General features: G+C 67.5%; 19 protein-coding genes and 1 tRNA gene. 5 read left to right on the top strand and 15 right to left on the bottom strand.

The genetic code is table 11. The features are described from left to right. Window positions 1-6 precede the first annotated feature (6 nt). Together purD and hemF are read left to right on the top strand one after the other, a co-directional pair. Window positions 7-1,296 carry a phosphoribosylamine--glycine ligase gene (gene purD, locus GO606_RS08315; protein WP_169118200.1) on the top strand — a complete coding sequence of 430 codons (1,290 nt, stop codon included), beginning with the start codon at window positions 7-9 and terminating at the stop codon, window positions 1,294-1,296. 3 nt (window positions 1,297-1,299) lie between these two features. After that, window positions 1,300-2,238, top strand: a complete 939-nt coding sequence (gene hemF / locus GO606_RS08310; protein ID WP_169118199.1) for an oxygen-dependent coproporphyrinogen oxidase — start codon at window positions 1,300-1,302, stop codon at window positions 2,236-2,238. A 49-nt stretch (window positions 2,239-2,287) separates the two neighbouring features. Here hemF and GO606_RS08305 read toward each other — a convergent pair whose 3' ends face one another. Genes GO606_RS08305 through hemC form a run of 4 tightly spaced genes read right to left on the bottom strand, consistent with a single transcriptional unit; the run spans window position 2,288 to window position 6,518 of the window. Further along, window positions 2,288-3,463: a heme biosynthesis HemY N-terminal domain-containing protein gene (locus GO606_RS08305; RefSeq protein ID WP_169118198.1), complete on the bottom strand. Its 1,176-nt coding sequence runs from the start codon at window positions 3,461-3,463 to the stop codon at window positions 2,288-2,290. Between the two features lie 11 nt (window positions 3,464-3,474). Further along, complete coding sequence (locus GO606_RS08300) at window positions 3,475-4,746, bottom strand: uroporphyrinogen-III C-methyltransferase (protein ID WP_169118197.1); 1,272 nt, start codon at window positions 4,744-4,746, stop codon at window positions 3,475-3,477. A gap of 22 nt (window positions 4,747-4,768) precedes the next feature. Then, on the bottom strand, window positions 4,769-5,536 hold the full coding sequence (locus GO606_RS08295; RefSeq protein WP_169118207.1) for a uroporphyrinogen-III synthase: 768 nt from the start codon (window positions 5,534-5,536) through the stop codon (window positions 4,769-4,771). 37 nt (window positions 5,537-5,573) lie between these two features. Continuing rightward, window positions 5,574-6,518, bottom strand: coding sequence for a hydroxymethylbilane synthase (gene hemC / locus GO606_RS08290; protein ID WP_169118196.1), 945 nt, complete (start codon window positions 6,516-6,518; stop codon window positions 5,574-5,576). A 229-nt stretch (window positions 6,519-6,747) separates the two neighbouring features. On the opposite strand from hemC, the gene ppc reads away from it, so the two are divergent. After that, on the top strand, window positions 6,748-9,504 hold the full coding sequence (gene ppc / locus GO606_RS08285) for a phosphoenolpyruvate carboxylase (protein WP_169118195.1): 2,757 nt from the start codon (window positions 6,748-6,750) through the stop codon (window positions 9,502-9,504). Window positions 9,505-9,529: 25 nt separating this feature from the next. Here ppc and GO606_RS08280 read toward each other — a convergent pair whose 3' ends face one another. Beyond that, window positions 9,530-10,291 (bottom strand): LytR/AlgR family response regulator transcription factor, encoded by a 762-nt coding sequence (locus GO606_RS08280; RefSeq protein ID WP_169118194.1) that lies wholly within the window; start codon window positions 10,289-10,291, stop codon window positions 9,530-9,532. A 170-nt stretch (window positions 10,292-10,461) separates the two neighbouring features. Here GO606_RS08280 and argH point away from each other — a divergent pair, with 170 nt between their 5' ends. Both argH and GO606_RS08270 read left to right on the top strand, forming a co-directional pair. Further along, window positions 10,462-11,859, top strand: coding sequence for an argininosuccinate lyase (gene argH, locus GO606_RS08275; protein WP_169118193.1), 1,398 nt, complete (start codon window positions 10,462-10,464; stop codon window positions 11,857-11,859). Beyond that, entirely contained in the window at window positions 11,852-12,049 is a 198-nt protein-coding gene (locus tag GO606_RS08270) for a hypothetical protein (RefSeq protein WP_169118152.1), read from the top strand. The genes argH and GO606_RS08270 overlap by 8 nt, the downstream gene beginning before the upstream one ends. Window positions 12,050-12,110: 61 nt before the next feature. On the opposite strand, the gene grxD is transcribed toward GO606_RS08270, so the two are convergent. The 10 genes from grxD to GO606_RS08220 form a co-directional block, all read right to left on the bottom strand. After that, on the bottom strand, window positions 12,111-12,440 hold the full coding sequence (gene grxD, locus GO606_RS08265) for a Grx4 family monothiol glutaredoxin (protein ID WP_169118192.1): 330 nt from the start codon (window positions 12,438-12,440) through the stop codon (window positions 12,111-12,113). Window positions 12,441-12,545: 105 nt separating this feature from the next. Further along, the gene (gene prmC / locus GO606_RS08260) at window positions 12,546-13,382 is read right to left on the bottom strand and encodes a peptide chain release factor N(5)-glutamine methyltransferase (RefSeq protein ID WP_169118206.1); all 837 of its coding nucleotides are present in this window, start codon (window positions 13,380-13,382) and stop codon (window positions 12,546-12,548) included. Between the two features lie 7 nt (window positions 13,383-13,389). Continuing rightward, entirely contained in the window at window positions 13,390-14,469 is a 1,080-nt protein-coding gene (gene prfA / locus GO606_RS08255; RefSeq protein WP_169118191.1) for a peptide chain release factor 1, read from the bottom strand. A gap of 47 nt (window positions 14,470-14,516) precedes the next feature. Next, window positions 14,517-15,770, bottom strand: a complete 1,254-nt coding sequence (gene hemA / locus GO606_RS08250) for a glutamyl-tRNA reductase (protein WP_169118190.1) — start codon at window positions 15,768-15,770, stop codon at window positions 14,517-14,519. A 142-nt stretch (window positions 15,771-15,912) separates the two neighbouring features. Further along, window positions 15,913-15,988 (bottom strand) — tRNA-Phe (locus GO606_RS08245). An 84-nt stretch (window positions 15,989-16,072) separates the two neighbouring features. Continuing rightward, a complete protein-coding gene (locus GO606_RS08240) occupies window positions 16,073-17,560 on the bottom strand; it encodes a sensor histidine kinase (protein ID WP_169118189.1) in 1,488 nt (495 codons plus the stop codon). After that, window positions 17,535-18,221 carry a response regulator transcription factor gene (locus tag GO606_RS08235; protein ID WP_169118188.1) on the bottom strand — a complete coding sequence of 229 codons (687 nt, stop codon included), beginning with the start codon at window positions 18,219-18,221 and terminating at the stop codon, window positions 17,535-17,537. Before GO606_RS08235 ends, GO606_RS08240 begins: the two co-directional genes overlap by 26 nt. 308 nt (window positions 18,222-18,529) lie before the next feature. Beyond that, a complete protein-coding gene (gene groL / locus GO606_RS08230) occupies window positions 18,530-20,182 on the bottom strand; it encodes a chaperonin GroEL (protein ID WP_169118187.1) in 1,653 nt (550 codons plus the stop codon). Between the two features lie 45 nt (window positions 20,183-20,227). Then, window positions 20,228-20,518: a co-chaperone GroES gene (groES, locus tag GO606_RS08225; RefSeq protein WP_004311482.1), complete on the bottom strand. Its 291-nt coding sequence runs from the start codon at window positions 20,516-20,518 to the stop codon at window positions 20,228-20,230. Between the two features lie 324 nt (window positions 20,519-20,842). Continuing rightward, the gene (locus GO606_RS08220; protein ID WP_169118186.1) at window positions 20,843-22,600 is read right to left on the bottom strand and encodes an autotransporter assembly complex protein TamA; all 1,758 of its coding nucleotides are present in this window, start codon (window positions 22,598-22,600) and stop codon (window positions 20,843-20,845) included. Between the last annotated feature and the right edge of the window lie 70 nt (window positions 22,601-22,670).

The following is a 22,670-nucleotide window of genomic DNA, read 5'->3' as shown; positions in this document are numbered from 1 at the left end:
AAACTCATGAAAGTTCTCGTCATCGGCTCCGGCGGCCGCGAACACGCGCTGGCCTGGAGACTCGCCCAGTCGCCCAAAGTCACACGCGTGCTGGTTGCCCCGGGCAATCCGGGCACCGCGCGCGAACCGCTGCTCGAGAACGTCGCGGTCACTGCGATCCCCGACCTCGTCGAGCTCGCACGCACCGAGCAGGTGCAATTCACCGTCGTCGGCCCCGAAGCATCGCTGGCGGCCGGCGTCGTCGATGCCTTTCGCGCCGCCGGCCTACCGATCTTCGGCCCGACGAAAGGCGCGGCGCAGCTCGAAAGCTCGAAGGATTTCGCCAAGCGCTTCATGGCCCGGCACAACATCCCGACGGCGAAACACGCGACCTTCTCCGACCCGTCCGCGGCGCACGACTATGTCGAGGCCGAAGGGGCGCCGATCGTCATCAAGGCCGACGGCCTGGCCGCCGGCAAGGGCGTCGTGGTCGCGATGACGCTTGCCGAAGCCCATGCCGCGATCGACCTGATGCTGAGCGGTAATCAGACCGGCGTGCAGTACGACGAAGCCGGCGCGCGGGTCGTCATCGAGGAGTTCATGGCGGGCGAGGAAGCGAGCTTCATCGTCATGGCCGACGGCAAGCATGCGCTGGCGCTGGCGACGAGCCAGGACCACAAGCGCCTGCGGGACAAGGACGAGGGACCCAACACCGGGGGCATGGGCGCCTATTCGCCGGCACCGGTGGTGACGCCCGAAATCCACGCCCGCGTGATGCGCGAGATCATCCTGCCGACTCTTGCCGGCATGAGCGCCGATGGCCTGTCCTATACCGGCTTCCTGTATGCGGGCCTGATGATCGACGAAGCGGGCCAGCCGCGCGTCGTCGAGTTCAACTGCCGCCTGGGCGACCCGGAAACCCAGCCGATCATGATGCGCCTGAAGACCGACCTGTCCGACCTCGTCGAAGCGGCGATCGGCGGGCGCCTCGACCAGGTCGAGGCCGAATGGGACCGCCGCGTCGCGCTCGGCGTCGTGCTCGCCGCCGAAGGCTATCCCGAGGCGCCGCGCAAGGGTGACGCGATCTCCGGTTTCCCGACGACCGAGAGCGAGGACGTGCACGTCTTCCACGCGGGCACTGCGGAACTGGACGGGCGGGTCGTGACCGCCGGGGGCCGCGTGCTGTGCGTCACCGCGCTCGGCGACAACATCCGCAGCGCGCAGAAGCGCGCCTACGAGATCGCCGACGGGATCCTCTTCGAAGGCCGCCAGTACCGCCGCGACATCGGCCACCGCGCCATTGCCCGCAAAGGCTGAACGATGGACGCGCCCGATTCGCGCGTCGTCAGGCAGCACCTGCTCGACCTGCAAAGCCGCATCGTCGCCGCGCTCGAGCGATTCGACGGCGGCAGCTTCCGCGAGGACGCCTGGCAGCGCCCGGCGGGCGGCGGAGGCATCACGCGCGTCATCGAGGAAGGCCGTTTCTTCGAACGGGGCGGGGTCAATTTCTCGCATGTGATCGGCGGCGCGATGCCCGCGTCGGCGACCGCGCACCGCCCCGATCTGGCCGGCCGCGCGTTCGAGGCGATGGGCGTGTCGCTGGTGCTGCATCCGCGCAACCCCTACTGTCCGACGGTGCACATGAACGTGCGCTTCTTCATCGCGTCGCACCCGGACGCTGCCGTTGCGCCGCCTGCCGCGGCGCCGGTGTGGTGGTTCGGCGGAGGCATGGACCTGACGCCCTATTACCCGTACGAGGAAGACGTGCGCGATTTCCACCGCGCCTGCCGGGCCGCGGTGCTGCCGTGGGGCGGGGAGCCGGAATACCGTCGCCTCAAGGAATGGTGCGACCGGTACTTTTTCCTGAAACACCGCAACGAACCGCGCGGTGTCGGGGGCCTGTTCTTCGACGATCTGGGCGCCGACGGCAAGACGGACTTCGACGCCGCATTCGGGCTCACACGCAGCGTCGGCGACGCGTTCCTCGACGCCTATATGCCGATCGTCGCGCGGCGACGCGACGTCGCATATGGCGAACGCGAGCGCGACTTCCAGGCCTACCGCCGCGGCCGCTACGTCGAATTCAACCTGGTGTTCGACCGCGGCACGCTGTTCGGCCTGCAGTCGGGCGGACGCACCGAGTCGATCCTGATGTCGCTGCCGCCGCTCGTCAAATGGCGCTACGACTGGCAGCCGGAGCCGGGCAGCACCGAGGCGCGTCTATATGACGAGTTTCTCGTCCCGCGCGACTGGTGCTGACTGCCGCGCGGGGGAGCGAGGCCGCTCAGGAGGCCACTCAGGCAGACGCTCAGGCAGCCAAGTGTTCGGCTGCCGCGCGATAGTGGGCGTGCGCCTCCTCGGCCCGTTCGAGACGCTCGAACAGATGCGCGAGCGCGAGGTGGGTTTCGATTGTCGGCGCAAGGTTCAGCGACGCCTCGAGGTAACTCTGCGCCTTGCCCCACAGCTGCGCCGCCACGCATAGCCGGCCGAGCGCATACAGCAGGTCCGCATCCTTCGGATGCTTGCGCAGCCACCCTTCGGCACGCGCGAGGCAGCCGGTCGCATCGCCGTTCGCGCACTGGGCGTACAGTCGCGCCAATCCCCCATCCCATTCGGTGTCGAGCATGCGTTCCACGGTCTTGCGCACCAGCGCTCCCTGTCCCGCTGCGGCAAGATAGGGAACGGCTTCCTCGACCATGCGCCGGTCACCCAATTCGGCAGCGGGAATGCTGCGCCAATACGCCGCGAGCGCCTCGCCGTCGCGGGCCAGTTCGCGTATCCGTTCGACGTGCGCGCGGCGCACCACCGGTTGCGCCTGCTCGTCCGTCAGCGCCTTGTGCTTGCGCAACTGCCGCGCGAGGCGCAGCACCTCTTCCCAGTGCCCCAGCGCCGAAGCGACCTTCAGCGACAGGCGCAGCGCGGCGATGTGGCGATGCCCGGACAGGCGCAGATTTTCGAGCCGTTCGGCGGCTTCCTCGAAACGCCGCCCTTCGATCGCGAGTTCGGCTTCCGTCATGAGGCGCGCAACACGGGCTTCTTCTTCCTGCTCGGCGGCCCGCCCGATCCAGATCCGGTAACGGGTGTCATCGTGCATGCCGTGCGCCGCACGTGCCGCGACGAGCGCCGCCATCGAGCGGCTTTCCCCGGCGTCGAAAGCGTTGCCGGAGAGCTTCAGCGCCTGCGCGAAGCGGCCTTCGAACAGCGCACGCAAGCCGTCGCGCAGCGCTCGGCCGGCCTTGTCCTTGCGCCGGCGCTCGCGAAACACGCCGACCCGGCCCGGCAGCGCGATCGTTTTCCCGACCAGCCGGAGCGCCACGTAGCCGGTGAAAAACGCCGCCAGCAGCGCGACGATGAGAAGATTCAGTGACAGCTGGGCGCGCCATGGCGGCAGCACGACGAGCACGTAGCCGGTGTTGATGCTCGCAAGCATCGCCACCCCGGCAGCGAGAGCGAACAGGGCGATGAGCCAGAGCAGGGCACGCATCCCGGGTCTCCTCAACGCTCGCCGGCGGCCGGCGCCTGCTCGCGCGGCTGCGCGGGCGGGACAGGCGCCGGCTGGGTCGCGGGAGCGGAAGCCGCACCGCCGGGCGAACGGCCCGTAGCCGAGGCCGCGGCACCGCCGGGCGCCGGCGTGCCGTTGAGCGGCCGCCGGCCTTCGGCCGAGCGTGCCTGCAGCATCCGCAGGGCGGCAATGCTTTCGGTCGGCGTCGGCTGCTCGACCTTGACCGGCAAGGCCTGCAACGCCGCGAGTTCGGCGAGCGTTTCCTGGACGGCCGGGTCGCGCTGGTCGAAAAAGCGTTCGATCCAGCCGCGCGCCTGCGCGAGGTCGGCGGCGAAAGTCCGGCCGTCGCGCGCGAGCAGCGCGAGCCGCGCGGTCAGCAGGCGGATCTTGAGATTCTCGCGCAGATAGGTGCTCTGCGCCGGTGCCAGCAGCACGGGCTGCGACTGGTCGAGACGCTCGATTCGCACCAGCGTCAGCATTTCGCGCCAGATGTCGCGCGCCAGTCCGGTGATGAAATCGATCACCGAAGGGTCGGTCGAAGCGCGCTCCGGCGCGCTCGCCCCGTTTCGGGCGGTAGCAGGATCGTCGAGTTGGCCGGCGAAAGCCAGCGGCAGGGTGTCCACACGTTCGAGCAGCGCCTCCAGGCGCAGCGCGATGCCCGGCACGTCGACCTGCGGCGCGGTCTGGAGCCGCTCGATGTCACGCACCAGCGCGCGGCGCAAGGCCTGGAACTGGCCGCGGTCCTGCGCCGCGAGCCGCGCCTCGGCCCCCTGCAACGCGATCAGCGCGGCTTCGTGGTTGCCGGCCAGCTGCAGTTGCTGCGCGGCGATGCCGATCGCCTGCTCCGCTTCGGCGACGATCCGATCGTCCCGCGTGCGCGAAAACTCCTGGTAGAGATTTTCGAGCGCGGCGGCCTGCCCTTCGGTGGCCGCGACGTGCGCCTCGAGCGCGCCGATCTTGCCCTGCAGCGACGCGATCGACTCCTGCTGCTGACGCGCCGATCCCCGCGCTTCGGCGAGCGCGGAATCGCTCGCCGCCAGGCGCTGGGCGACTTCCTCGCGAATCTCGATGACGCCCGAGCGCAACGCGTACACCTGCCAGCCGGCGAGCCCGGCGGCGGCGAGCGCGACCAGCGCCACGGCCGTGGCGACGCCGCCCCGCTTCGTGGAGGAAGCCGGGGGCGTGGAGGACGAGGTGGACGGCGTCGATCCCGACGGCGGATCGGAACGCGGAGGCTGGGAAAGCGCTGGAATTTCTTCTTTCATGCCGAGAGTTTAACCGAGGTCGCTAGAAATGAGATTCGAGTGCGCGAATCAGCCCTTCGTCGCCGGGGCCGGTTTCGACGACGCACACGAAGCCCGCCGCGCGGGCGTGCGCCGCAATCCTCGGGTGCGGCGCGAAGATCGGGACCGGGCGCAGCAGGCGCAGGCCCTCGGCGCCGACGATCGCGACGAGCTTCGCGACGCCTTCGCTGCTCGTCAGCGTGATCGCATCGAGTACGCCGCGCCGCGCGAGGTCGAGCAGCGGAGCCGGGTCCTGGTCGGGCTGGAAGCGGCGATAGCAGCTCACGTATTCGACGTCGGCACCGTGTTCGCGCAAGGTTTCACCGAGCAGATCGCGGCCGCCGTCGCCGCGGAAGATCACGATCCGCCGGCCGCGCACCGCCTCGGGCCGGAATTCCGGCAGGGCAAGCACGGACTCGCTGTCGAAACCGCTGCGGGGCGCGACAACGGAGCGAAAACCGAATGCCGCGAGCGCCCGCTCGCTCCCCTTGCCGACGGTCGCGACGACCACTCGCGGCGGCCATGCGCGCCGCGCGAGGATCGGCGTGAGCGCGTGCTGCACGGCGTTCGGGCTGACGAAAAACGCGAGGTCGAACTGATCGAGCCGCGTGGCGATGTCGTCGAGTTGCGCACCGTCGACGGCGCCGATCGCGAGCACCGGAAAGCGCACCGGAATGCCGCCGCGCACCGCGATCGCCTCGCACAGGCTGTCAGCCTGCCCGGCGGGGCGGGTGACTGCGACGTGACGTCCGCAGAGCGTGTTGCGCGTCATCGGCGCCATCGACAATGCCGTGCCGTCCGTACGGGGCTCACCCCAGCCGCGCGAGGATGTCTTCGGCTCCTTGCGCGCGCAAGTCGTCGGCCAGTGCCAGCCCGAGCCCTTCGGCATCGGCCGCATCGCCTTCGCGTTCGGCGCGGACCATGCGACTGCCATCGGGCAACGCAACGAACCCGCGCAGCCACAGCCGGCCGGCGCGCATCTCGGCGTAGGCGCCGAGCGGCACTTCGCAGCTGCCCGCGAGCGCGCGCGAGACGGCACGCTCGGCGCGCACGCAGGCGGAAGTGTCGGCATCGTTCAGCGGCGCGAGCCAGGCCGCGATGTCGGTGCGCTTGGCCAGGCATTCGATGCCGAGCGCGCCCTGCCCGGCCGCCGGCAGCGACACCTCGGACGGCAGTTCGGCGCGGATGCGGTCCGCCAACCCGAGGCGCCGCAGTCCGGCGGCGGCGAGGATGATCGCGTCGTACTGCCCCTCGTCGAGCTTGCGCAGCCGCGTGTCGAGGTTGCCACGCAGGCTCGTGACCGCCAGGAACGGGAACTGCGCATGCAGCTGCGATTCGCGGCGCAGCGACGAGGTGCCGACGACCGTGCCCGGCGGCATGTCGGCGAGGCTCGCGTAGCGCGGCGACACGAACGCGTCGAGCGGCACTTCGCGCGCCGAGATGCACGGCAGCGCGAACGGTTCGGCCAGCTGCATCGGCACGTCTTTCATCGAATGCACCGCGATGTCGGCGCGCTCCTCGAGCAGCGCGGCTTCGAGTTCCTTGACGAACAGCCCTTTGCCGCCGACCTTCGCGAGCGGACGGTCGAGGATCTGGTCGCCGCGTGTGGTCATGCCGAGCAGCTCGACGCGACAGCCCGGATAGAGCGCCTCGAGCCGGGCCTTGACGTGTTCGGCCTGCCACAGCGCGAGACGGCTTTCGCGGGTGGCGATTACGATGCGTTCGGGGGCGGGAAAGTCGGAGGTAGCGCTCACGGTGGGCAGACTCGTCACGGAGAAATCGGAATGGATCGGTGTCGCTCGCAGCAAAGGGTTGCCGCAATGCAACATCAGGGTTGGCGCCAATGGCGCACGGGCTGGCCGGCATTCTAGCATGGGTGCAAATCGCGTTTTTCCCTGCCCCGGCGGCGTGAATCCGCATCGTGTGCACCGCCGAGCTGGCGGCAGCTCCCACAACATACCCACCTCAAACCCGGAACAGACCATGACTGAAGCTGAAGACAAGGACGCCCCGCTGCGCGAAGACATCCGGCTGCTCGGGCGCGTGCTCGGCGATACCGTGCGCGACCAGCAGGGCGAAGCGGCGTTCAGCCTGATCGAGCGCATCCGCCAGACTTCGGTGCGCTTCCGCCGCGACGACGACAACGCGGCGCGGCTCGAACTCGAAGGCATCCTCGACGCGCTGTCGCGCGAACAGACGATCGAGGTCGTGCGCGCGTTCAGCTATTTCTCGCACCTGTCGAACATCGCCGAGGACCAGCATCACATCCGCCGCAGCCGCGCCCACCTGATCGCGGGCTCGGCGCCGCGCGAAGGCAGCGTCGCGCACGCACTGGGGCGCGCGCTGGCGAGCGAGCTCCCGCCGGCGCGGCTCGCGGCGTTCTTCGACACCGCGCTGATCTCGCCGGTGCTGACCGCGCATCCGACCGAAGTGCAGCGCAAGAGCATCCTCAACTGCCAGACCGACATCGCCCGCCTGCTCGACGCGCGCGACCGCATGACGCTGACCCCCGAGGAGCGCGAGGAAAGCGACGAGGCGCTGCGCCGCGCGGTGCTGACGCTGTGGCAGACGCGCATGCTGCGCCCGGCCAAGCTGTCGGTCGTCGATGAAGTCGCGAACGGCCTGTCGTATTTCGACGCGACTTTCCTGCGCGAGCTGCCGCGCCTCTATGCGAACCTCGAAGACCAGCTCGCGAGCCGCGATCCGGCGCTCGCCGGACTCGAACTGCCGGCGTTCCTGCAGATCGGCAGCTGGATCGGCGGCGATCGCGACGGCAACCCCTTTGTCACCGCCGACGTGCTCGAACGCGCGCTCGCGATGCAGGCGGGCGCCGCGCTCGGCTTCTATCTCGACGAACTGCACGCGCTCGGTGGCCGCCTGTCGCTCGCGCTCGGGCTGGTCACCGCCTCCGACGCGCTGCTCGCGCTCGCCGGCCGCTCGCCTGATCATTCACCCCACCGCAACGACGAGCCCTACCGGCGTGCGATCTCCGGCATCTACGCCCGGCTCGCCGCGACCCACCGCGCGTTGCTCGGCACCGAACCGCCGCGCCACCCGGTAGCAGTGGCTGAGCCCTATGCCAAGGTCGCCGAACTCGCCGATGATCTCGACGTCATTCACCGCTCGCTCGTCGCGAACGGCTCGGCGGCGCTCGCACGCGGGCAACTGCGCCGCCTGCGGCGGGCGGTGCGGGTGTTCGGCTTTCACCTCGCGCCGATCGACCTGCGCCAGAATTCCGACGTGCATGAGCGCGTCGTCGCCGAACTCCTCGCGACGGCCGAAGCCGGCACCGACTACGCCGCACTCGACGAGCCGGCCCGCGTCGCGCTGCTGCTCGAGGAACTCGCGACGCCGCGCCCGCTCGCGTCGCCGCACGTGCGCTATTCCGACGAGACCGAAGGCGAGCTCGCGATCTTCCGCGCCGCGCGCGCCGCCCACCGGCGCTACGGCACTGCGGCGATCCCGAACTGCATCATCTCGAAGACCGACGACGTCTCCGATCTGCTCGAACTCGCGCTGCTGCTGAAGGAAGCGGGCCTGCTGCGACCGCACGAACGGGCACTGGACGTGAATATCGTCCCGCTGTTCGAGACGATCGACGATCTCGCGAACGCGCCGGCGGTGATGGACCGCCTGTTCGCGCTGCCCGGATACATGAACCTGCTCGCCGCCTCCCGCGACCGCACGCACGAAGTCATGCTCGGCTATTCCGACAGCAACAAGGACGGCGGCTTCCTGACGTCGGGCTGGGCGCTGTACAAGGCCGAGATCGGCCTGATCGAGGTGTTCGCGCGGCACGGCATCCGCCTGCGCCTGTTCCACGGCCGCGGCGGTTCGGTCGGACGGGGCGGCGGCCCGAGCTACCAGGCGATCCTGGCGCAGCCCGGCGGCGCTGTGCAGGGGCAGATCCGGCTCACCGAGCAGGGCGAAGTGATCGCGGCGAAATACGGCAACCCGGAAGTCGGCCGGCGCAACCTCGAAGTCATCGTCGCCGCGACGCTCGAAGCGAGCCTGCTCGCCGATCGCGCTCCGGCGCCGCGCACCGAGTTCCTCGACACGATGCAGGCGCTGTCGGACGCCGCGCTCAAAGCGTACCGCGGGCTGGTCTACGACACCGAAGGGTTCGAGCGCTATTTCTGGGAATCCACCGTGATCTCGGAGATCGCCGAGCTGAACATCGGCTCGCGGCCCGCGTCGCGCAAGAAAGGCACGCGCATCGAGGACCTGCGCGCGATCCCGTGGGTGTTCAGCTGGTCGCAATGCCGCCTGATGCTGCCGGGCTGGTTCGGCTTCGGCAGCGCGGTGAAAACCTGGCTCGCGGCACACCCCGACGACGGCATCGCCCGCCTGCAGGCGATGCACCAGGAATGGTCGTTCTTCGCCGCGCTGCTGTCGAACATGGACATGGTGCTGGCGAAAACCGATCTGGCGATCGCGTCGCGCTACGCCGGGCTCGTCAAGGACGTCAGCTTGCGCGACGCAATCTTCGGCCGCATCCGCAGCGAATGGCAGGATACCGTCGACGTGCTGCTCGCGATCACCGGCCAGCGCGAGCTCCTCGACGGCAACCCGCTGCTGAAGCGCTCGATCCGCAACCGCTTTCCCTACCTCGATCCGCTCAACCACGTGCAGGTCGAGCTGCTGCGCCGCCACCGCGAGACGCACGACGACGCGCGCATCCGGCTCGGGATCCACATCTCGATCAACGGCATCGCGGCCGGCTTGCGCAACAGCGGCTGAGGAAGTCCGCGCGTCGGAGCGAGAGTCAGAGCCCGAGCGCGTGCCGGACCACCGGCCACTGCCGCCGGCTGATCGGCAGGCGTTCGGCCAGGCCGGCGAGCACGACGTCCCAGTGCGGCTCGCCGTCGTCTTCGCCCGCGCGCTCGACGCCCGTCACGACGCCGCGCGCGACGAGGCAGTTGCGATGGATGCGGACAAAGCGATCGCGGAACTCCTGTTCGAGCTGGACCAGCGACTCGTCGAGCAGGAACTCGCGCGCTGCGGTGCGCGCGGTGACGTACTTGAGTTCCGCGCGCAGGAACAGCACGTCGGCAACCGGCACCAGCACGATGCGCCCGCGCTCGGTCACACTGAAATGGCGCCTTGCGCCGCGCGAAAGGCCGGCCAGCAGCGCGTCGGCAGCGGGCGAGCGCCGGCGCGCGCGGGCAAGCGCTTCGGCAAGCCGCGCTGCGCGGACCGGTTTCAGCAGGTAGTCGGTCGCCGCCAGGTCGAACGCCTGCACCGCGTATTCGTCGTATGCCGTCGTGAAGATCACCGCAGGCGGACACTCGAGGCGGCTGAGATGGCGCGCGAGTTCCACCCCGTCCATCACCGGCATGCGGATGTCGGCGAGCACGACATCGGTCGCCAGGTCTTCGATCAGGCGCAACGCTTCGAGCCCGTTCGCAGCCATGCCGACGACGCGCGTCGGTTGCGTGTCCGCGATGTCGTCGAGCAGGTCCTTGAGGCGTGCGCGGGCGGGCCCCTCGTCGTCAACGATGACGACTCGCAGAGCAGCTTCGGTCATGCAGGAATTCTCCGTTGTGGCGACGGCGGGCAAACCCGCGTCACAAGCTCCTGCCGAAAGCCGGCGGAGCTTTTGCTTTATACTTTTCACCCCTTATGCGCGGCGGACAAAACCTGCGTCGCCGCGGCATCGAATGATCTTCCCGGTCGGTTTTCCCTTCCACGGACATTATGACAGACACCTCCTCCTCGCAGCCGGCCAAGGCGTGGTCCGGCCGTTTTTCCGAACCGGTCTCGGACCTCGTCAAGCGCTATACGGCCTCGGTGTTCTTCGACCAGCGCATGGCGCGGCAGGACATCCGCGGCTCGCTCGCGCACGCGAAGATGCTCGCCCGGCAGGGCATCATCGGCGCGCAGGATCTCGCCGACATCGAGCGCGGCATGGTACAGATCCGCGGCGAAATCGAGCGCGGAGAGTTTGATTGGAACCTCGACGACGAGGACGTGCATCTGAACATCGAGAAGCGCCTCACCGCGCTCGTCGGCGACGCCGGCAAGCGACTGCACACCGGGCGCAGCCGCAACGACCAGGTCGCGACCGACATCCGCCTGTGGCTGCGCGACGCGATCGACCAGATTCTCGCGCTGATCGGGGAGTTCCAGAAGAACCTGCTCGACGTCGCCGAAGCCAACGCCGCAACGCCGATGCCCGGCTTCACGCATCTGCAGATCGCCCAGCCGGTGACTTTTGGCCACCACCTGATGGCCTATTTTGAAATGAGCCGGCGCGATGCCGAGCGCTTCACCGACTGCCGCAAGCGCGTGAACCGCCTGCCGCTCGGAGCCGCCGCGCTCGCCGGCACGAGCTACCCGATCGACCGGGAGTTCGTCGCGCGCGAACTGGGCTTCGACGAAGTCTGCTACAACTCGCTCGACGCCGTCAGCGACCGCGATTTCGCGATCGAATTCTGCGCCGCCAGCGCGCTCTTGATGACCCACCTGTCGCGCCTGTCCGAAGAGCTGATCCTGTGGATGAGCCCGCGCGTCGGCTTCATCGACCTCGCCGACCGCTTCTGCACCGGCAGCTCGATCATGCCGCAGAAGAAGAACCCGGACGTACCCGAACTCGTGCGCGGCAAGACCGGGCGCGTCAATGGCAGCCTGATCGCGCTTTTGACGCTGATGAAGGGCCAGCCGCTCGCCTACAACAAGGACAACCAGGAAGACAAGGAACCGCTGTTCGACACCGCCGACACGGTCATCGACACGCTGCGCATCTACGCCGACATGATCACCGGCATCCGCGTCAAGGCCGACGCGATGCGCGACGCGCTCAAGCAAGGTTACGCGACCGCGACCGACCTCGCCGACTACCTCGTCAAGAAAGGCCTGCCGTTCCGCGACGCGCACGAAGCGGTCGCGCTCGCCGTGCGCGCGGCCGAGGCGAAAGGCTGCGACCTGCCGGACTTCAGCCTCGACGAGCTGCGCGCATTCTCGCCGCTCGTTGGCGACGACGTGTTCGCGGTGCTGACCGTCGAAGGCTCGCTCGCGTCACGCGCGCATGTCGGCGGCACCGCGCCGGATCAGGTCCGCGCCGCCATTGCCCGAGCCCGCAGCACGCTTGGATGACGAGCCGGAGCCGGTGGAACGGATCGGCAAGTACGACATCCGCAGGCTGATCGGCGAAGGCGCGACCAGCGTGGCCGCGCTCGAGGACGCATCCGGCACCTGCAGGATGCACTTCTACAAGGCCTTCCTCGACGTGCTGTCGACGCGTTTGCCGATGGCCAATTCGAGGATTGCGAACGCCGGGCCCTGACTTCACAATCTGCAAGGCCGGTTTGCCCGCGCCCGGAATCCGGCGCGGGGCGAAGCACGGATCAGGAAGCCGACGTCACGCCTGCTTCGGCGAGCATGGTCTGCAGTTCGCCGTTTTCATACATCTCGCGCATGATGTCGCAGCCCCCGACGAATTCACCGTTCACGTACAGCTGCGGGATCGTTGGCCAGTTCGCAAACTGCTTGATGCCATTGCGGATTTCGTCGTTCTCGAGAACGTTCACCGAAAAGAACTTCGGCACGCCGCTGTGCTTGAGGATCTGCACGGCTGTCGACGAGAAGCCGCACTGCGGAAACTGGGGCGTGCCCTTCATGTACAGGACGACGGGGTTCGTGGTGACCTGTTCGCGGATGACTTCCTGGATGTCCATGATTTATATTCCAAAAGTTGAGTGTTTCACTCGGGTAATTCTATGGATGGATGCCGCACGCGTCAATAGCCTCCGGACGCCGTGCGAGCGCGGGCCTCGCCACGATCAACGGCCGCGCCACTGCCCCCCCGATACCCGTTCGATGCCCGCCAGATCCTTCCACGACGCGATCGCCGAAAAACCGGCATCAGTCAGCAGCCCGCGCACGGCGGCCGCCTGGTCGAAGCCGTGCTCCATGAACAGCCAGCCGCCGGGTTCGAGGTGGTGCGGAGCCTGCGCGGCGATGGCCGCGAGGTCGTCGAGCCCGTCGGGGCCGGACGCAAGCGCGGTGCTCGGTTCGAAGCGCACGTCACCCTCTTCGAGATGCGGGTCGGCCGCCGCAACATAGGGCGGGTTCGCGACGATGAGTTGATAGTGGTCGTCGCCGAGCGAAGAAAACCAGTCGCCGAGCACGAAGGAAACGCTCGCCCGCAGGCGTGCCGCGTTCGCCATCGCGACCCACAGCGCTTCGCGCGAACGATCGACCGCGACGACGTCGGCCTGCGGCAGCTCGAGCGCGAGGCTGACCGCGAGCGCGCCGCTCCCGGTACCGAGATCGAGCACCCGCGTATGCGGCTTGTCGCCGAAATGCGCCAACGCCAGTTCCACCAGCAGTTCGGTGTCGGGGCGCGGAATCAGCACCGCCGGCGTCACGATGAACGGGTGGCCGAAGAACTCGCGCTCGCCAGTCAGGTAAGCCACCGGCTCGCCGGCCTCGCGCCGCTCGACGAGCGAGCGGAACTCCGCCCACTCCGGGGCTTCGAGCCTGGCCTCCGGATACGCCGCGAGGCGCACCGCCGAACACTGCAGCACATGGCGCAGCAGAATGCGCGCATCGACGACCGCGATCCGCGCCCGCGCCCAGTTCAGCGCGCCGCCGATATCGGGCGCAGCTTCGGTCATTTTCACGTCAGTCACCTCCCAGCGCCGCAAGCTGGTCGGCCTGGTGCTCGCGCGTCAGCGCATCGATGAGCTCGTCCAGATCGCCCTGCATCACCGCGTCGAGCTTGTAGAGCGTGAGGTTGATGCGATGATCCGTGACGCGCCCCTGCGGATAGTTGTACGTGCGGATGCGTTCGGACCGGTCGCCACTGCCGACCAGGCTCTTGCGCGTGGCGGCCTCGCGCGCCTGCTGCTCGCGCAATTGCCTGTCGTGGATGCGTGCGGCGAGCACCGACATCGCCTGCGCGCGGTTGCGATGCTGGGAACGATCGTCCTGGCACTCGACGACGATGCCGCTCGGAAGGTGCGTGATGCGCACCGCCGAATCGGTCTTGTTGATGTGCTGGCCGCCCGCGCCGCTGGCGCGGAACGTGTCGACGCGCAGGTCCGCGGGATTGATGTTCACCGCTTCGACTTCATCGGCCTCGGGCATCACGGCCACCGTGCAGGCGGAGGTATGGATGCGTCCTTGCGTTTCCGTCACGGGGATGCGCTGCACACGATGCCCGCCGGACTCGAACTTGAGCTTTGAATACGCCCCGGCGCCGGCGACGCGAAGGATCACTTCCTTGTAGCCGCCGAGATCCGACGGACTCGACGACACGATCTCGACCTTCCAGCGCTGGCGCTCGGCATAGCGCGTGTACATGCGCAGCAGGTCGCCGGCGAACAGCGAGGCTTCGTCGCCGCCGGTGCCGGCACGCACTTCGAGAAACAGGTTGCGCTCGTCGCTCGGGTCGCGCGGCAATAGCGCACGCTGCAATTCGGCCTCCAGCGCCTGCAGGCGCACCGCCCCCGTTTCGAGCTCGCTCTCGGCGAGCTCGCGCATCTCCGCGTCGGCCAACATGGCGCGCGCGCTCTCGCAGTCGGCTTCGGCTTGGCGGTAAGCGCCGTACAAGGCGACAACCGGTTCGATCTCGGCCCGCTCGCGCCCGAGCGAACGGAACGCATCCATGTCACGCACGGCGTCCTCGGACGACAACTCGCGATCGAGTTCCGCCAGGCGGTGGGTCAGGAGTTCGAGCTTGTCGCGGATGCTCTGCTTCATGAAAGGCGTGATCGAGTGGGAAACGAAACGGGTTGGGCGGCCGACGGCTAATCGGGGGAGTTGAGGTTGAACAACTGCTGGACGAGCCGGCTCGCATCGGCCTGCTGCTCGCCTTCGGACTGATTGAGGTAGCGGGTCGGACCATGCATCAGCTTGTTGATCAGCCCATGACTGAGCGCATCGAGCACTTTCTGCGGGTCTTCGCCTTTTGCCAGTAGACGCGTCGCCCGCTCCAGTTCGACCGCGCGCATCGTCTCTGCGTGCTGGCGCAGCGCGCGAATCGTCGGCACCGCATCGCGCGCCTGCATCCAGTGCAGGAAATCATTGACGCGCGAATCGATGATCTCCTCGGCTTCCAGCACGGCCTGCTGCCGCGACTCGAGACCCGCGTCGACGATCTGCGCGAGATCGTCGACGGTGTACAGGAAAACGTCGTCGAGCTGGCCGACTTCGGCCTCGATGTCGCGTGGCACCGCGAGATCGACCATCACGATCGGCCGGTGGCGACGCGCCTTGATGGCGCGTTCAACCATGCCCAGACCGACGATCGGCAGCGGGCTGGCCGTACAGGACACCACGACGTCGAAGTGCGGCAGCATCTCGCCGACCACGTCGAGCCGCATGACTTCCGCGCCGAAGCGATGCGCGAGCAACTGCGCGCGCGCTTCGGTGCGGTTCGCGACCGCGATCCGCTTCGGGCAGGCCCCGGCGAAATACGCGGCACACAGTTCGATCATCTCGCCGGCGCCGATGAAGAGCACGCGCTGGTCCGACATCCGCTCGAAAATGCGCTCGGAAAGATGCATCGCCGCCGCCGCCATCGACACGATGTTCGCCCCGATCGCCGTCGTCGAGCGCACTTCCTTCGCGACGGCGAAAGTGTTCTGGAACAGTTTGTGCAGCAGCGTGCCCATCGTCCCGGCTTCTTCGGCACGGCGGGCGGCGTCCTTCACCTGGCCGAGGATCTGCGGCTCGCCGAGGACCATCGAGTCGAGCCCGCTCGCGACGCGGAAGACATGCCGCACCGCATCGCGTTGCGGATAGGTATAGAGATACGGCGAGACTTCGCTCAGCGGCAGGTGATGAAAACGCGCCAGCCAGTCGGCAGCATGCTGCGGTTGCTCCGTGGCGAAGTACAGTTCGGTGCGATTGCAGGTCGACAGGATCGCCGCCTCGCGCACCGTCCGCTCGTGCGTCAGATCATGCAGCGCGTCGTCCAACCGCTCGGGCTGAAACGCCACCTGCTCGCGAATCGTGAGCGGCGCCGTATGATGATTCAGGCCAAGAGCATAAAGTTGCATGCGCGATCGCAGGGGAGCGTAATGCCGCGAATTATAGCACTCCGCGAAACTGCGAAAGATTGAGCAAAATCAGGCAGTTCTGGCAGATCTTTGGCAGTGTCAACGAAAACGGGCCGGCATTCGCCGGCCCGTTTTCGTATTCTGGTGGCCAGGGACGGAATCGAACCGCCGACACGCGGATTTTCAATCCGCTGCTCTACCAACTGAGCTACCTGGCCGGGAAAGCGCGCATTATAGCCGAATCGGGACCGCCGTCAATCACCGATGCAAAAATCGTTTCTACCCCCCAGTAGGCAGGCTCCTCAGGTTACCGAAAATGACGGGAGGAAAGGCTGGGCCGGCGGGGTGACCAGTGGTCCGCGCGGGAACAGGACTTGCGCCGTCGTACCCGGACCTGTCGGGTTCGGATTCAGCGTCACCGTGGCGCGGTGCAGCTCGGCGATCTCCCGCACGATCGGCAAACCCAGGCCCGAGCCGTCAACACCGCTTCCGAGCACACGATAGAAGCGTTCGAAGACGCGCTCGCGGTCCGCTTCCGGAATGCCGGTGCCCGTATCTTCGATCTCCAGCACGATCGCGCCCGCAACGCGGGTTCGCGCGGTGACACGTCCGCCATGCGGCGTGTATTTGATCGCGTTGTCGAGCAGGTTCTTGATCAGTTCGCGCAGCAGCACCGGGTTACCCTCGATCGGCAATGCCCGGCCCGCATCCTCGACCCCCAGGTCGATTCCTTTCACTTGCGCACGCGGATACAGCTCGAGCGCCACATCGCGCACCATCGCATCGAGGTCCACCTGCTCCACCGCGTACAGTTTTTCGAAACTCGCTTCCGCGCGGGCAAGCGACAGCAACTGGGTGATCAGATGGCTGGCCCGGTCGGTGCTGTCCGCGATGCGCTGCAACGATTCGCGCAGTTGCTCGGGGTCCGTTTCGAGCAGCGCGAGGTCGGTCTGCATCTTCAGGCCGGTCAGCGGCGTGCGCATCTGGTGCGCCGCGTCGGCGATGAAGCGTTGCTGCGCCTGCAGATTCTCTTCGAGACGCGCCATCATGTCGTTGAACGCGACGATCACCGGCCGCACTTCCTCGGGAACGCTCGCCGCCGCGATCGGCGACAGGTCGGTCGGACGCCGGCGGCGGATCAGGCTCTGCAACCGGTTCAGCGGCGCGATGCCGCGCGTCAGGCCGACCCACACGAGCACGACCGCGATCGGGATGATCGCGAACTGGGGCAGCAGCACGCCGGTCACGACGCGCGACGCGAGGTCGCTGCGCTTGTTGCGCGTTTCGGCCACCTGCACCAGCACCAGCGGGCTTGCGGGTTCGGGCCAGGCACGCAGGTACTGGTACGCGACGCGCACCTCCTCGCCGTGAATCACGTCGTCGCGATACAGCACCTCCTCCGCGACCACGGTCGCGGGCGGCGCGACCCAAGAAATTTCGCGGTCTCCGGTGACGACTTCGCCGCTGCCGTTGGCAACCTGGTAATAGACGGTGTCGTCCTGGTCGGCGCGAAACAGCGCCCGCGGCGGCGCAGGAAAATGCACCGCGATATTCCCGCCTTCGACCGACACGAGGCGTCCGAGCGCCCGCACGCTGTCTGCCATCGCCCGGTCATACGGCTGGTTCGCCAGATTGTCGGCGACGTTGTGCGTGACGATGATAGAGATCGGCCACAGGAACAGCAGTGGCGCGAGCATCCAGTCGAGGATCTCGCCGAACAGCGAGTTCGGCTGCGACGGCGGTCGGTTCGCTGCCGCCGTCTTGTCAGGCTTTCGCCGTCTGGACCGCATCCGGGTTTTCCAGGCAGTAGCCGAGTCCGCGCACGGTGACGATGCGCACGCCACTGTCTTCGAGCTTCTTGCGCAGCCGGTGGACGTAGACCTCGATCGCATTGCTCGAGACCTCCTCCCCCCAGCCGCACAGGTGATCCACGATCTGGTCCTTGCTCACCAGTCGCCCGACCCGCAGGACGAAAATTTCGAGCAGGCCGACTTCCCGCGCCGACAATTCGACGACCTGGCAGTTGATCTTCGCCACCCGGTCAGCCTGGTCATACGAAAGGCTGCCGATCTCGATGCAGCGCGGCTGCCCGGTGCCGCGTCGCGTCAGCGCGCGCACGCGCGCCTCCAGTTCCGGCAGCGCGAAAGGCTTCGTCAGGTAGTCGTCGGCACCGGCATCGAGTCCTCGCACACGCTCTTCGACCCCGTCCTGGGCGGTAAGGATCAGCACCGGCAGCACCGACTTGCGCGCGCGCAGGCGTTTCAGGACGTCAATCCCGGGGAGCTTCGGCAGGCCGAGGTCGAGAATCAGCAGATCATATGTCTGGGTGGCCAGCGCGGCATCCGCCTCGCTGCCGGAAGCAACGTGATCGACGGCATAACCGCCGCGCTTGAGGGCCCGCCCGAGGCCGTCTGCAATCACCGAGTCATCTTCAGCAAGAAGGATCCGCATGGAAATATGGATGTAAGTTGTCCGTAAGCGGGCACGCCTATTGTTACACCCGCTGTTCTCCTATTACCGGCCCGGGGAATGTCGGCGCCTTTTCGGCCCGCACATTCCGGGGAGCGCCCGTTTGCACAACCGGTGCTCCCTGCCCCTTTTTCCTCACGATCAATTCATTATCCCACCTTTCCGCAGCGGGGCGCGTCGACACGTCCGTCACCGCGCCAAAGCAAACGGCCCCGCCGCAGCGGAGCCGTTTGCTTTGGCGCCACCGGGCCCGAAAGCCCGGAAGCACGAGGCGAACCTCAGACCGGCATTTACATGCCCATGTCCATGCCGCCCATACCGCCCATACCGCCCATACCGCCCATGCCGCCCATCGAGGGCTTTTCTTCAGCCAGCTCGCCGACCATGCAGTCGGTGGTCAGCATCAGGCCGGCGACCGAGGCGGCGTTCTGCAGCGCGATGCGCTCGACCTTGGTCGGGTCCAGCACGCCCATGTCGACCAGGTCGCCGTACTCGCCGGTGGCGGCGTTGTAGCCGAAATTACCGGTGCCTTCGACGACGCGATTGACGACGACGGACGGCTCGTCACCTGCATTGGCGACGATCTCGCGCAGCGGCTGCTCGAGCGCACGCAGCACGATCTTGATGCCGGCATCCTGGTCGTGGTTGTCGCCCTTGAGCGTACCGAGGCTCGCACGGGCACGCAGCAGCGCGACGCCGCCGCCGGGGACGATGCCCTCTTCGACCGCGGCACGGGTCGCGTGCAGCGCGTCTTCGACGCGGGCCTTCTTCTCCTTCATTTCGACTTCGGTCGCGGCACCGACCTTGATCACCGCCACACCGCCCGCCAGCTTGGCGACACGTTCCTGGAGCTTCTCGCGGTCGTAATCGGAGGTGGCTTCCTCGATCTGCGCGCGGATCTGCTTGACGCGGCCTTCGATGCGCGCGGGTTCGCCGGCGCCGTCGATGATGATCGTGTTTTCCTTGCCGACCTCGATGCGCGCCGCCTGGCCCAGTTCGGCCAGCGTCGCCTTCTCCAGCGTCAGGCCGACTTCCTCGGCGATCACCTGGCCACCGGTCAGCACGGCGATGTCTTCGAGCATCGCCTTGCGACGGTCGCCGAAGCCCGGCGCCTTGACGGCGCAGGTCTTGAGGATGCCGCGGATGTTGTTGACGACGAGGGTCGCCAGCGCTTCGCCTTCGACGTCTTCGGCCACGATCAGCAGCGGGCGGCTGGCCTTGGCGACCTGCTCGAGCACCGGCAGCAGATCACGGATGTTGGAGACCTTCTTGTCGAACAGCAGGATGAACGGGTTTTCGAGGATCGCCACCTGGCGGTCCGGGTTGTTGATGAAGTACGGGCTGAGGTAGCCGCGGTCGAACTGCATGCCCTCGACGACATCGAGTTCGTTCTGCAGCGACTTGCCGTCCTCGACGGTGATCACGCCTTCCTTGCCGACCTTGTCCATCGACTTGGCGATGATTTCGCCGATGTCGGCGTCGGAGTTCGCCGAGATCGAGCCGACTTGGGCGATTTCCTTGCTCGTCGAGCACGGCTTCGACAGCTTCTTCAGTTCTTCGGTGACCGCGATGACGGCTTTGTCGATGCCGCGCTTGAGGTCCATCGGGTTCATACCGGCGGCAACGAACTTCATGCCTTCGCGCACGATCGACTGGGCCAGCACGGTCGCGGTCGTGGTGCCGTCACCAGCGATGTCGGAGGTCTTGGAAGCGACTTCCTTGACCATCTGCGCGCCCATGTTCTCGAACTTGTCCTTCAGTTCGATTTCCTTTGCCACGGACACGCCGTCCTTGGTCACCGTCGGGGCGCCGAACGAGCGCTCGAGCACGACGTTACGGCCTTTCGGGCCGAGGGTGACCTTGACCGCGTTGGCCAGGATATTGACGCCGGCGACCATGCGGTCACGGGCGGAATCACCAAACTTGACTTCTTTTGCAGCCATCGTTCATTGCTCCTTGAATTCGTTGGACGGGGTCGACAGGGGCGCTCAGGCCTCGACGACGCCCATGATGTCTTCTTCGCGCATGACGAGCAGTTCGTCACCCTCGACTTTCACGGTCTGGCCGGCGTACTTGCCGAACAGCACCTTGTCGCCGACCTTGACGGCCATCGGGCGAACCTTGCCGTCGTCGAGGATCTTGCCGTTGCCCACGGCGAGCACTTCGCCCTGATCGGGCTTCTCGCCGGCCGAGTCGGGGATGACGATGCCGCTGGCGGTCTTGCGCTCGGCTTCCAGGCGCTTGACGATCACGCGATCATGCAAGGGACGAATTTTCATCGAGATGACTCCTTCAGTTCGAATTCAACATATCTGCGGGCAGACCCGCAGCATAAACATATCAAGGGCGCGGACTGGCCCGGGACGGTTAGCACTCACTGCCAACGAGTGCTAATAATAGGGACGGCCCCGGCCGATTTCAAGAGCGGAGAATTCAAATTCCCGTCGAGCGGCGACAGGAACGCGGGATGCTGCACCTTTTGCTCCATTCGACAGGAGGCCCGATATGGCCAAGCGCCGCATGCTCGGTGGCGACGACGCGCCGTACGTCTGCGACGCCGCAGGACGGGTCCCCCGGCATGCGACGGGGTCCCGCGGCGCCGTTCAAAATGCGATGGCGATGCCGAAATGCAGGCGCAGCCGCCGTTCCTCGTGGCCGTAAGCGAGATCGATGGCGAGCGGGCCGGCCGGACTTTTCCAGCGTGCGCCGACCCCGTAGCCAGTCTTGAGAGTGAATCCGTCGCGGCTGTCGGCGGCGTCGCCCGCATCGACGAAGGCCGCCGCTCCCCACTGCGGCAAGAACCAGTGGACATACTCGGCGCTCAGCGTCGCGAGGTAACGTCCGCCGACGGTGGCATCGCCCTCTCTCACGCCGAGGCTCTCGAACGCGTAGCCGCGCACCGTTTGCGTGCCACCGGTACGGAACAGGAAATCGTGCGGCACGCCGTCGCGACTCGGTGCCAGCGTCGCCCCGCCTTCGGCGCGCAGGATCAGCACGTCACGCTCGGCAAAAGGCAGGTAGCGCACGTAGCGGCCGTAAAGCCGGAGGAAATCCTGGTCGGACAGTACCGCCTTCGCGCCGCCGCCGATGTCGAACTGCAGCACATCGCCTCGTCGTGGATCGAGGAGGTTGTCGACCCGCAGCCGGATCCACGTCCAGTTCGCCGTCAGCGCGTTGCGGCTCGTCGACGGTGCGCCGTCGGGGTCGCGTTGCTCGTGCTGCAGGCGCAGCGCGAGGCGCGTGTCGATGTTGCCGCGTGTCTTGGTGCGCGCCACGCCCACCGCCTGGGTCGTCAGCGTCAACCCCTCGACGGTGCTGCGCTCGATCGCGGCACCCAAGCTGTCCCGATGGCCGGCGCGCGCGGGCGGAAGGAAAACATCCGCGTACGCGGCGTGACGGCGCTGCTCGAGTCGTAGTCCGGCGGCGAGTTCCCAGCCGCGGTCGAGAAGGTTTACGTCGCGCCAGCTCATCTCGGTACGAAAACCGGTGTTGGTCGAATAGCCGACGCCGAAACCGAGGTGTCGGGACTGCGCTTCGGTGATCTGGACCCGGATCGGCACGGCGGCGGCAAGCGCCGGGTCGCGCTCGATATCGACGATCACGGAGGCGAACTGCGGGGAGTTCTGCAGCGCAGTCTGCAGCGCGAGGAGGCGCTCCTGGTCGAACGGCTCGCCGGGCTCCAGCAGGTTGAAACGTTCGACGAAATCGGGAGGAAGATCCTGCAGGCCCGACACCTCGAGCGGGCCGAGGAAAAAGCGCGGGCCGGAGTCGACCGTCACCGAAAGCTGCACGGTTGCGTTGTCCGGATCGACTTCGGCACGGCTGTCGACAATGCGCGCCGCAGCGTAGTCGCGCACCGCGACCCCGTCGAGGAGCCGCGCCTTCGCGTCGTCCCAGGCGCTCTGGCGAAAAGGTTCTCCCGGCGCGAGAGGCCAGGCGCGGCGCAGCGCAGCGCGACGTTCCGCGCGCGCCTTGCCGTCGCCGGCCAGATCGCCGTCGAACAGCAACTCGACACCGGCGATGCTCGCCTGCGTGCCGGGCTCGACCGACAGCTGCCAGCGGCCATCCGGCTCGCGCTGCAAACGGATCTCGGGTGTGAAATACCCTTCGGTCGCCAGCAGTTCCGCCGCTTCGCGCCGCGTGCGCCGGGCCAGCGCGATGCGGTCGGCCTGTGCTTCGGGCAAGGCCTGGTCGTCGCGATCGAGAATGCGCAGATGACGCTCGAGCAGCGGTCGCACGCTGTCAGGCGCGTCGAGTTCGACCTGCAGCGGGGCTTGGGCGAACACGGTGCCGGACGAAAGGCCAAGGCACAGCGCGACGAGCCACAGCCGGAGCAGCGCACGAATCCGGAAAGCTGTCATGACCGGATTCTACGGCAGAGGCGCGGCCTCGGCGGAATCCGGATCGTGCTGCGCCTTCAGGCTGCGGCTG

It is taken from the genome of Aromatoleum anaerobium, from assembly GCF_012910705.2.
Lineage (GTDB): Bacteria > Pseudomonadota > Gammaproteobacteria > Burkholderiales > Rhodocyclaceae > Aromatoleum > Aromatoleum anaerobium.
This window is presented reverse-complemented; position numbering and strand designations above follow the sequence as displayed.

What these genes read in the sequence shown, in the direction of transcription:
- purD (WP_169118200.1), top strand. Translation starts at nt 7, where the DNA reads ATGAAAGTTCTCGTCATCGGCTCCGGCGGCCGCGAACACGCGCTGGCC.
- hemF (WP_169118199.1), top strand. Translation starts at nt 1,300, where the DNA reads ATGGACGCGCCCGATTCGCGCGTCGTCAGGCAGCACCTGCTCGACCTG.
- GO606_RS08305 (WP_169118198.1), bottom strand. Translation starts at nt 3,463, where the DNA reads ATGCGTGCCCTGCTCTGGCTCATCGCCCTGTTCGCTCTCGCTGCCGGG.
- GO606_RS08300 (WP_169118197.1), bottom strand. Translation starts at nt 4,746, where the DNA reads ATGAAAGAAGAAATTCCAGCGCTTTCCCAGCCTCCGCGTTCCGATCCG.
- GO606_RS08295 (WP_169118207.1), bottom strand. Translation starts at nt 5,536, where the DNA reads ATGACGCGCAACACGCTCTGCGGACGTCACGTCGCAGTCACCCGCCCC.
- ppc (WP_169118195.1), top strand. Translation starts at nt 6,748, where the DNA reads ATGACTGAAGCTGAAGACAAGGACGCCCCGCTGCGCGAAGACATCCGG.
- GO606_RS08280 (WP_169118194.1), bottom strand. Translation starts at nt 10,291, where the DNA reads ATGACCGAAGCTGCTCTGCGAGTCGTCATCGTTGACGACGAGGGGCCC.
- argH (WP_169118193.1), top strand. Translation starts at nt 10,462, where the DNA reads ATGACAGACACCTCCTCCTCGCAGCCGGCCAAGGCGTGGTCCGGCCGT.
- grxD (WP_169118192.1), bottom strand. Translation starts at nt 12,440, where the DNA reads ATGGACATCCAGGAAGTCATCCGCGAACAGGTCACCACGAACCCCGTC.
- prmC (WP_169118206.1), bottom strand. Translation starts at nt 13,382, where the DNA reads ATGACCGAAGCTGCGCCCGATATCGGCGGCGCGCTGAACTGGGCGCGG.
- prfA (WP_169118191.1), bottom strand. Translation starts at nt 14,469, where the DNA reads ATGAAGCAGAGCATCCGCGACAAGCTCGAACTCCTGACCCACCGCCTG.
- hemA (WP_169118190.1), bottom strand. Translation starts at nt 15,770, where the DNA reads ATGCAACTTTATGCTCTTGGCCTGAATCATCATACGGCGCCGCTCACG.
- GO606_RS08240 (WP_169118189.1), bottom strand. Translation starts at nt 17,560, where the DNA reads ATGCGGTCCAGACGGCGAAAGCCTGACAAGACGGCGGCAGCGAACCGA.
- GO606_RS08235 (WP_169118188.1), bottom strand. Translation starts at nt 18,221, where the DNA reads ATGCGGATCCTTCTTGCTGAAGATGACTCGGTGATTGCAGACGGCCTC.
- groL (WP_169118187.1), bottom strand. Translation starts at nt 20,182, where the DNA reads ATGGCTGCAAAAGAAGTCAAGTTTGGTGATTCCGCCCGTGACCGCATG.
- groES (WP_004311482.1), bottom strand. Translation starts at nt 20,518, where the DNA reads ATGAAAATTCGTCCCTTGCATGATCGCGTGATCGTCAAGCGCCTGGAA.
- GO606_RS08220 (WP_169118186.1), bottom strand. Translation starts at nt 22,600, where the DNA reads ATGACAGCTTTCCGGATTCGTGCGCTGCTCCGGCTGTGGCTCGTCGCG.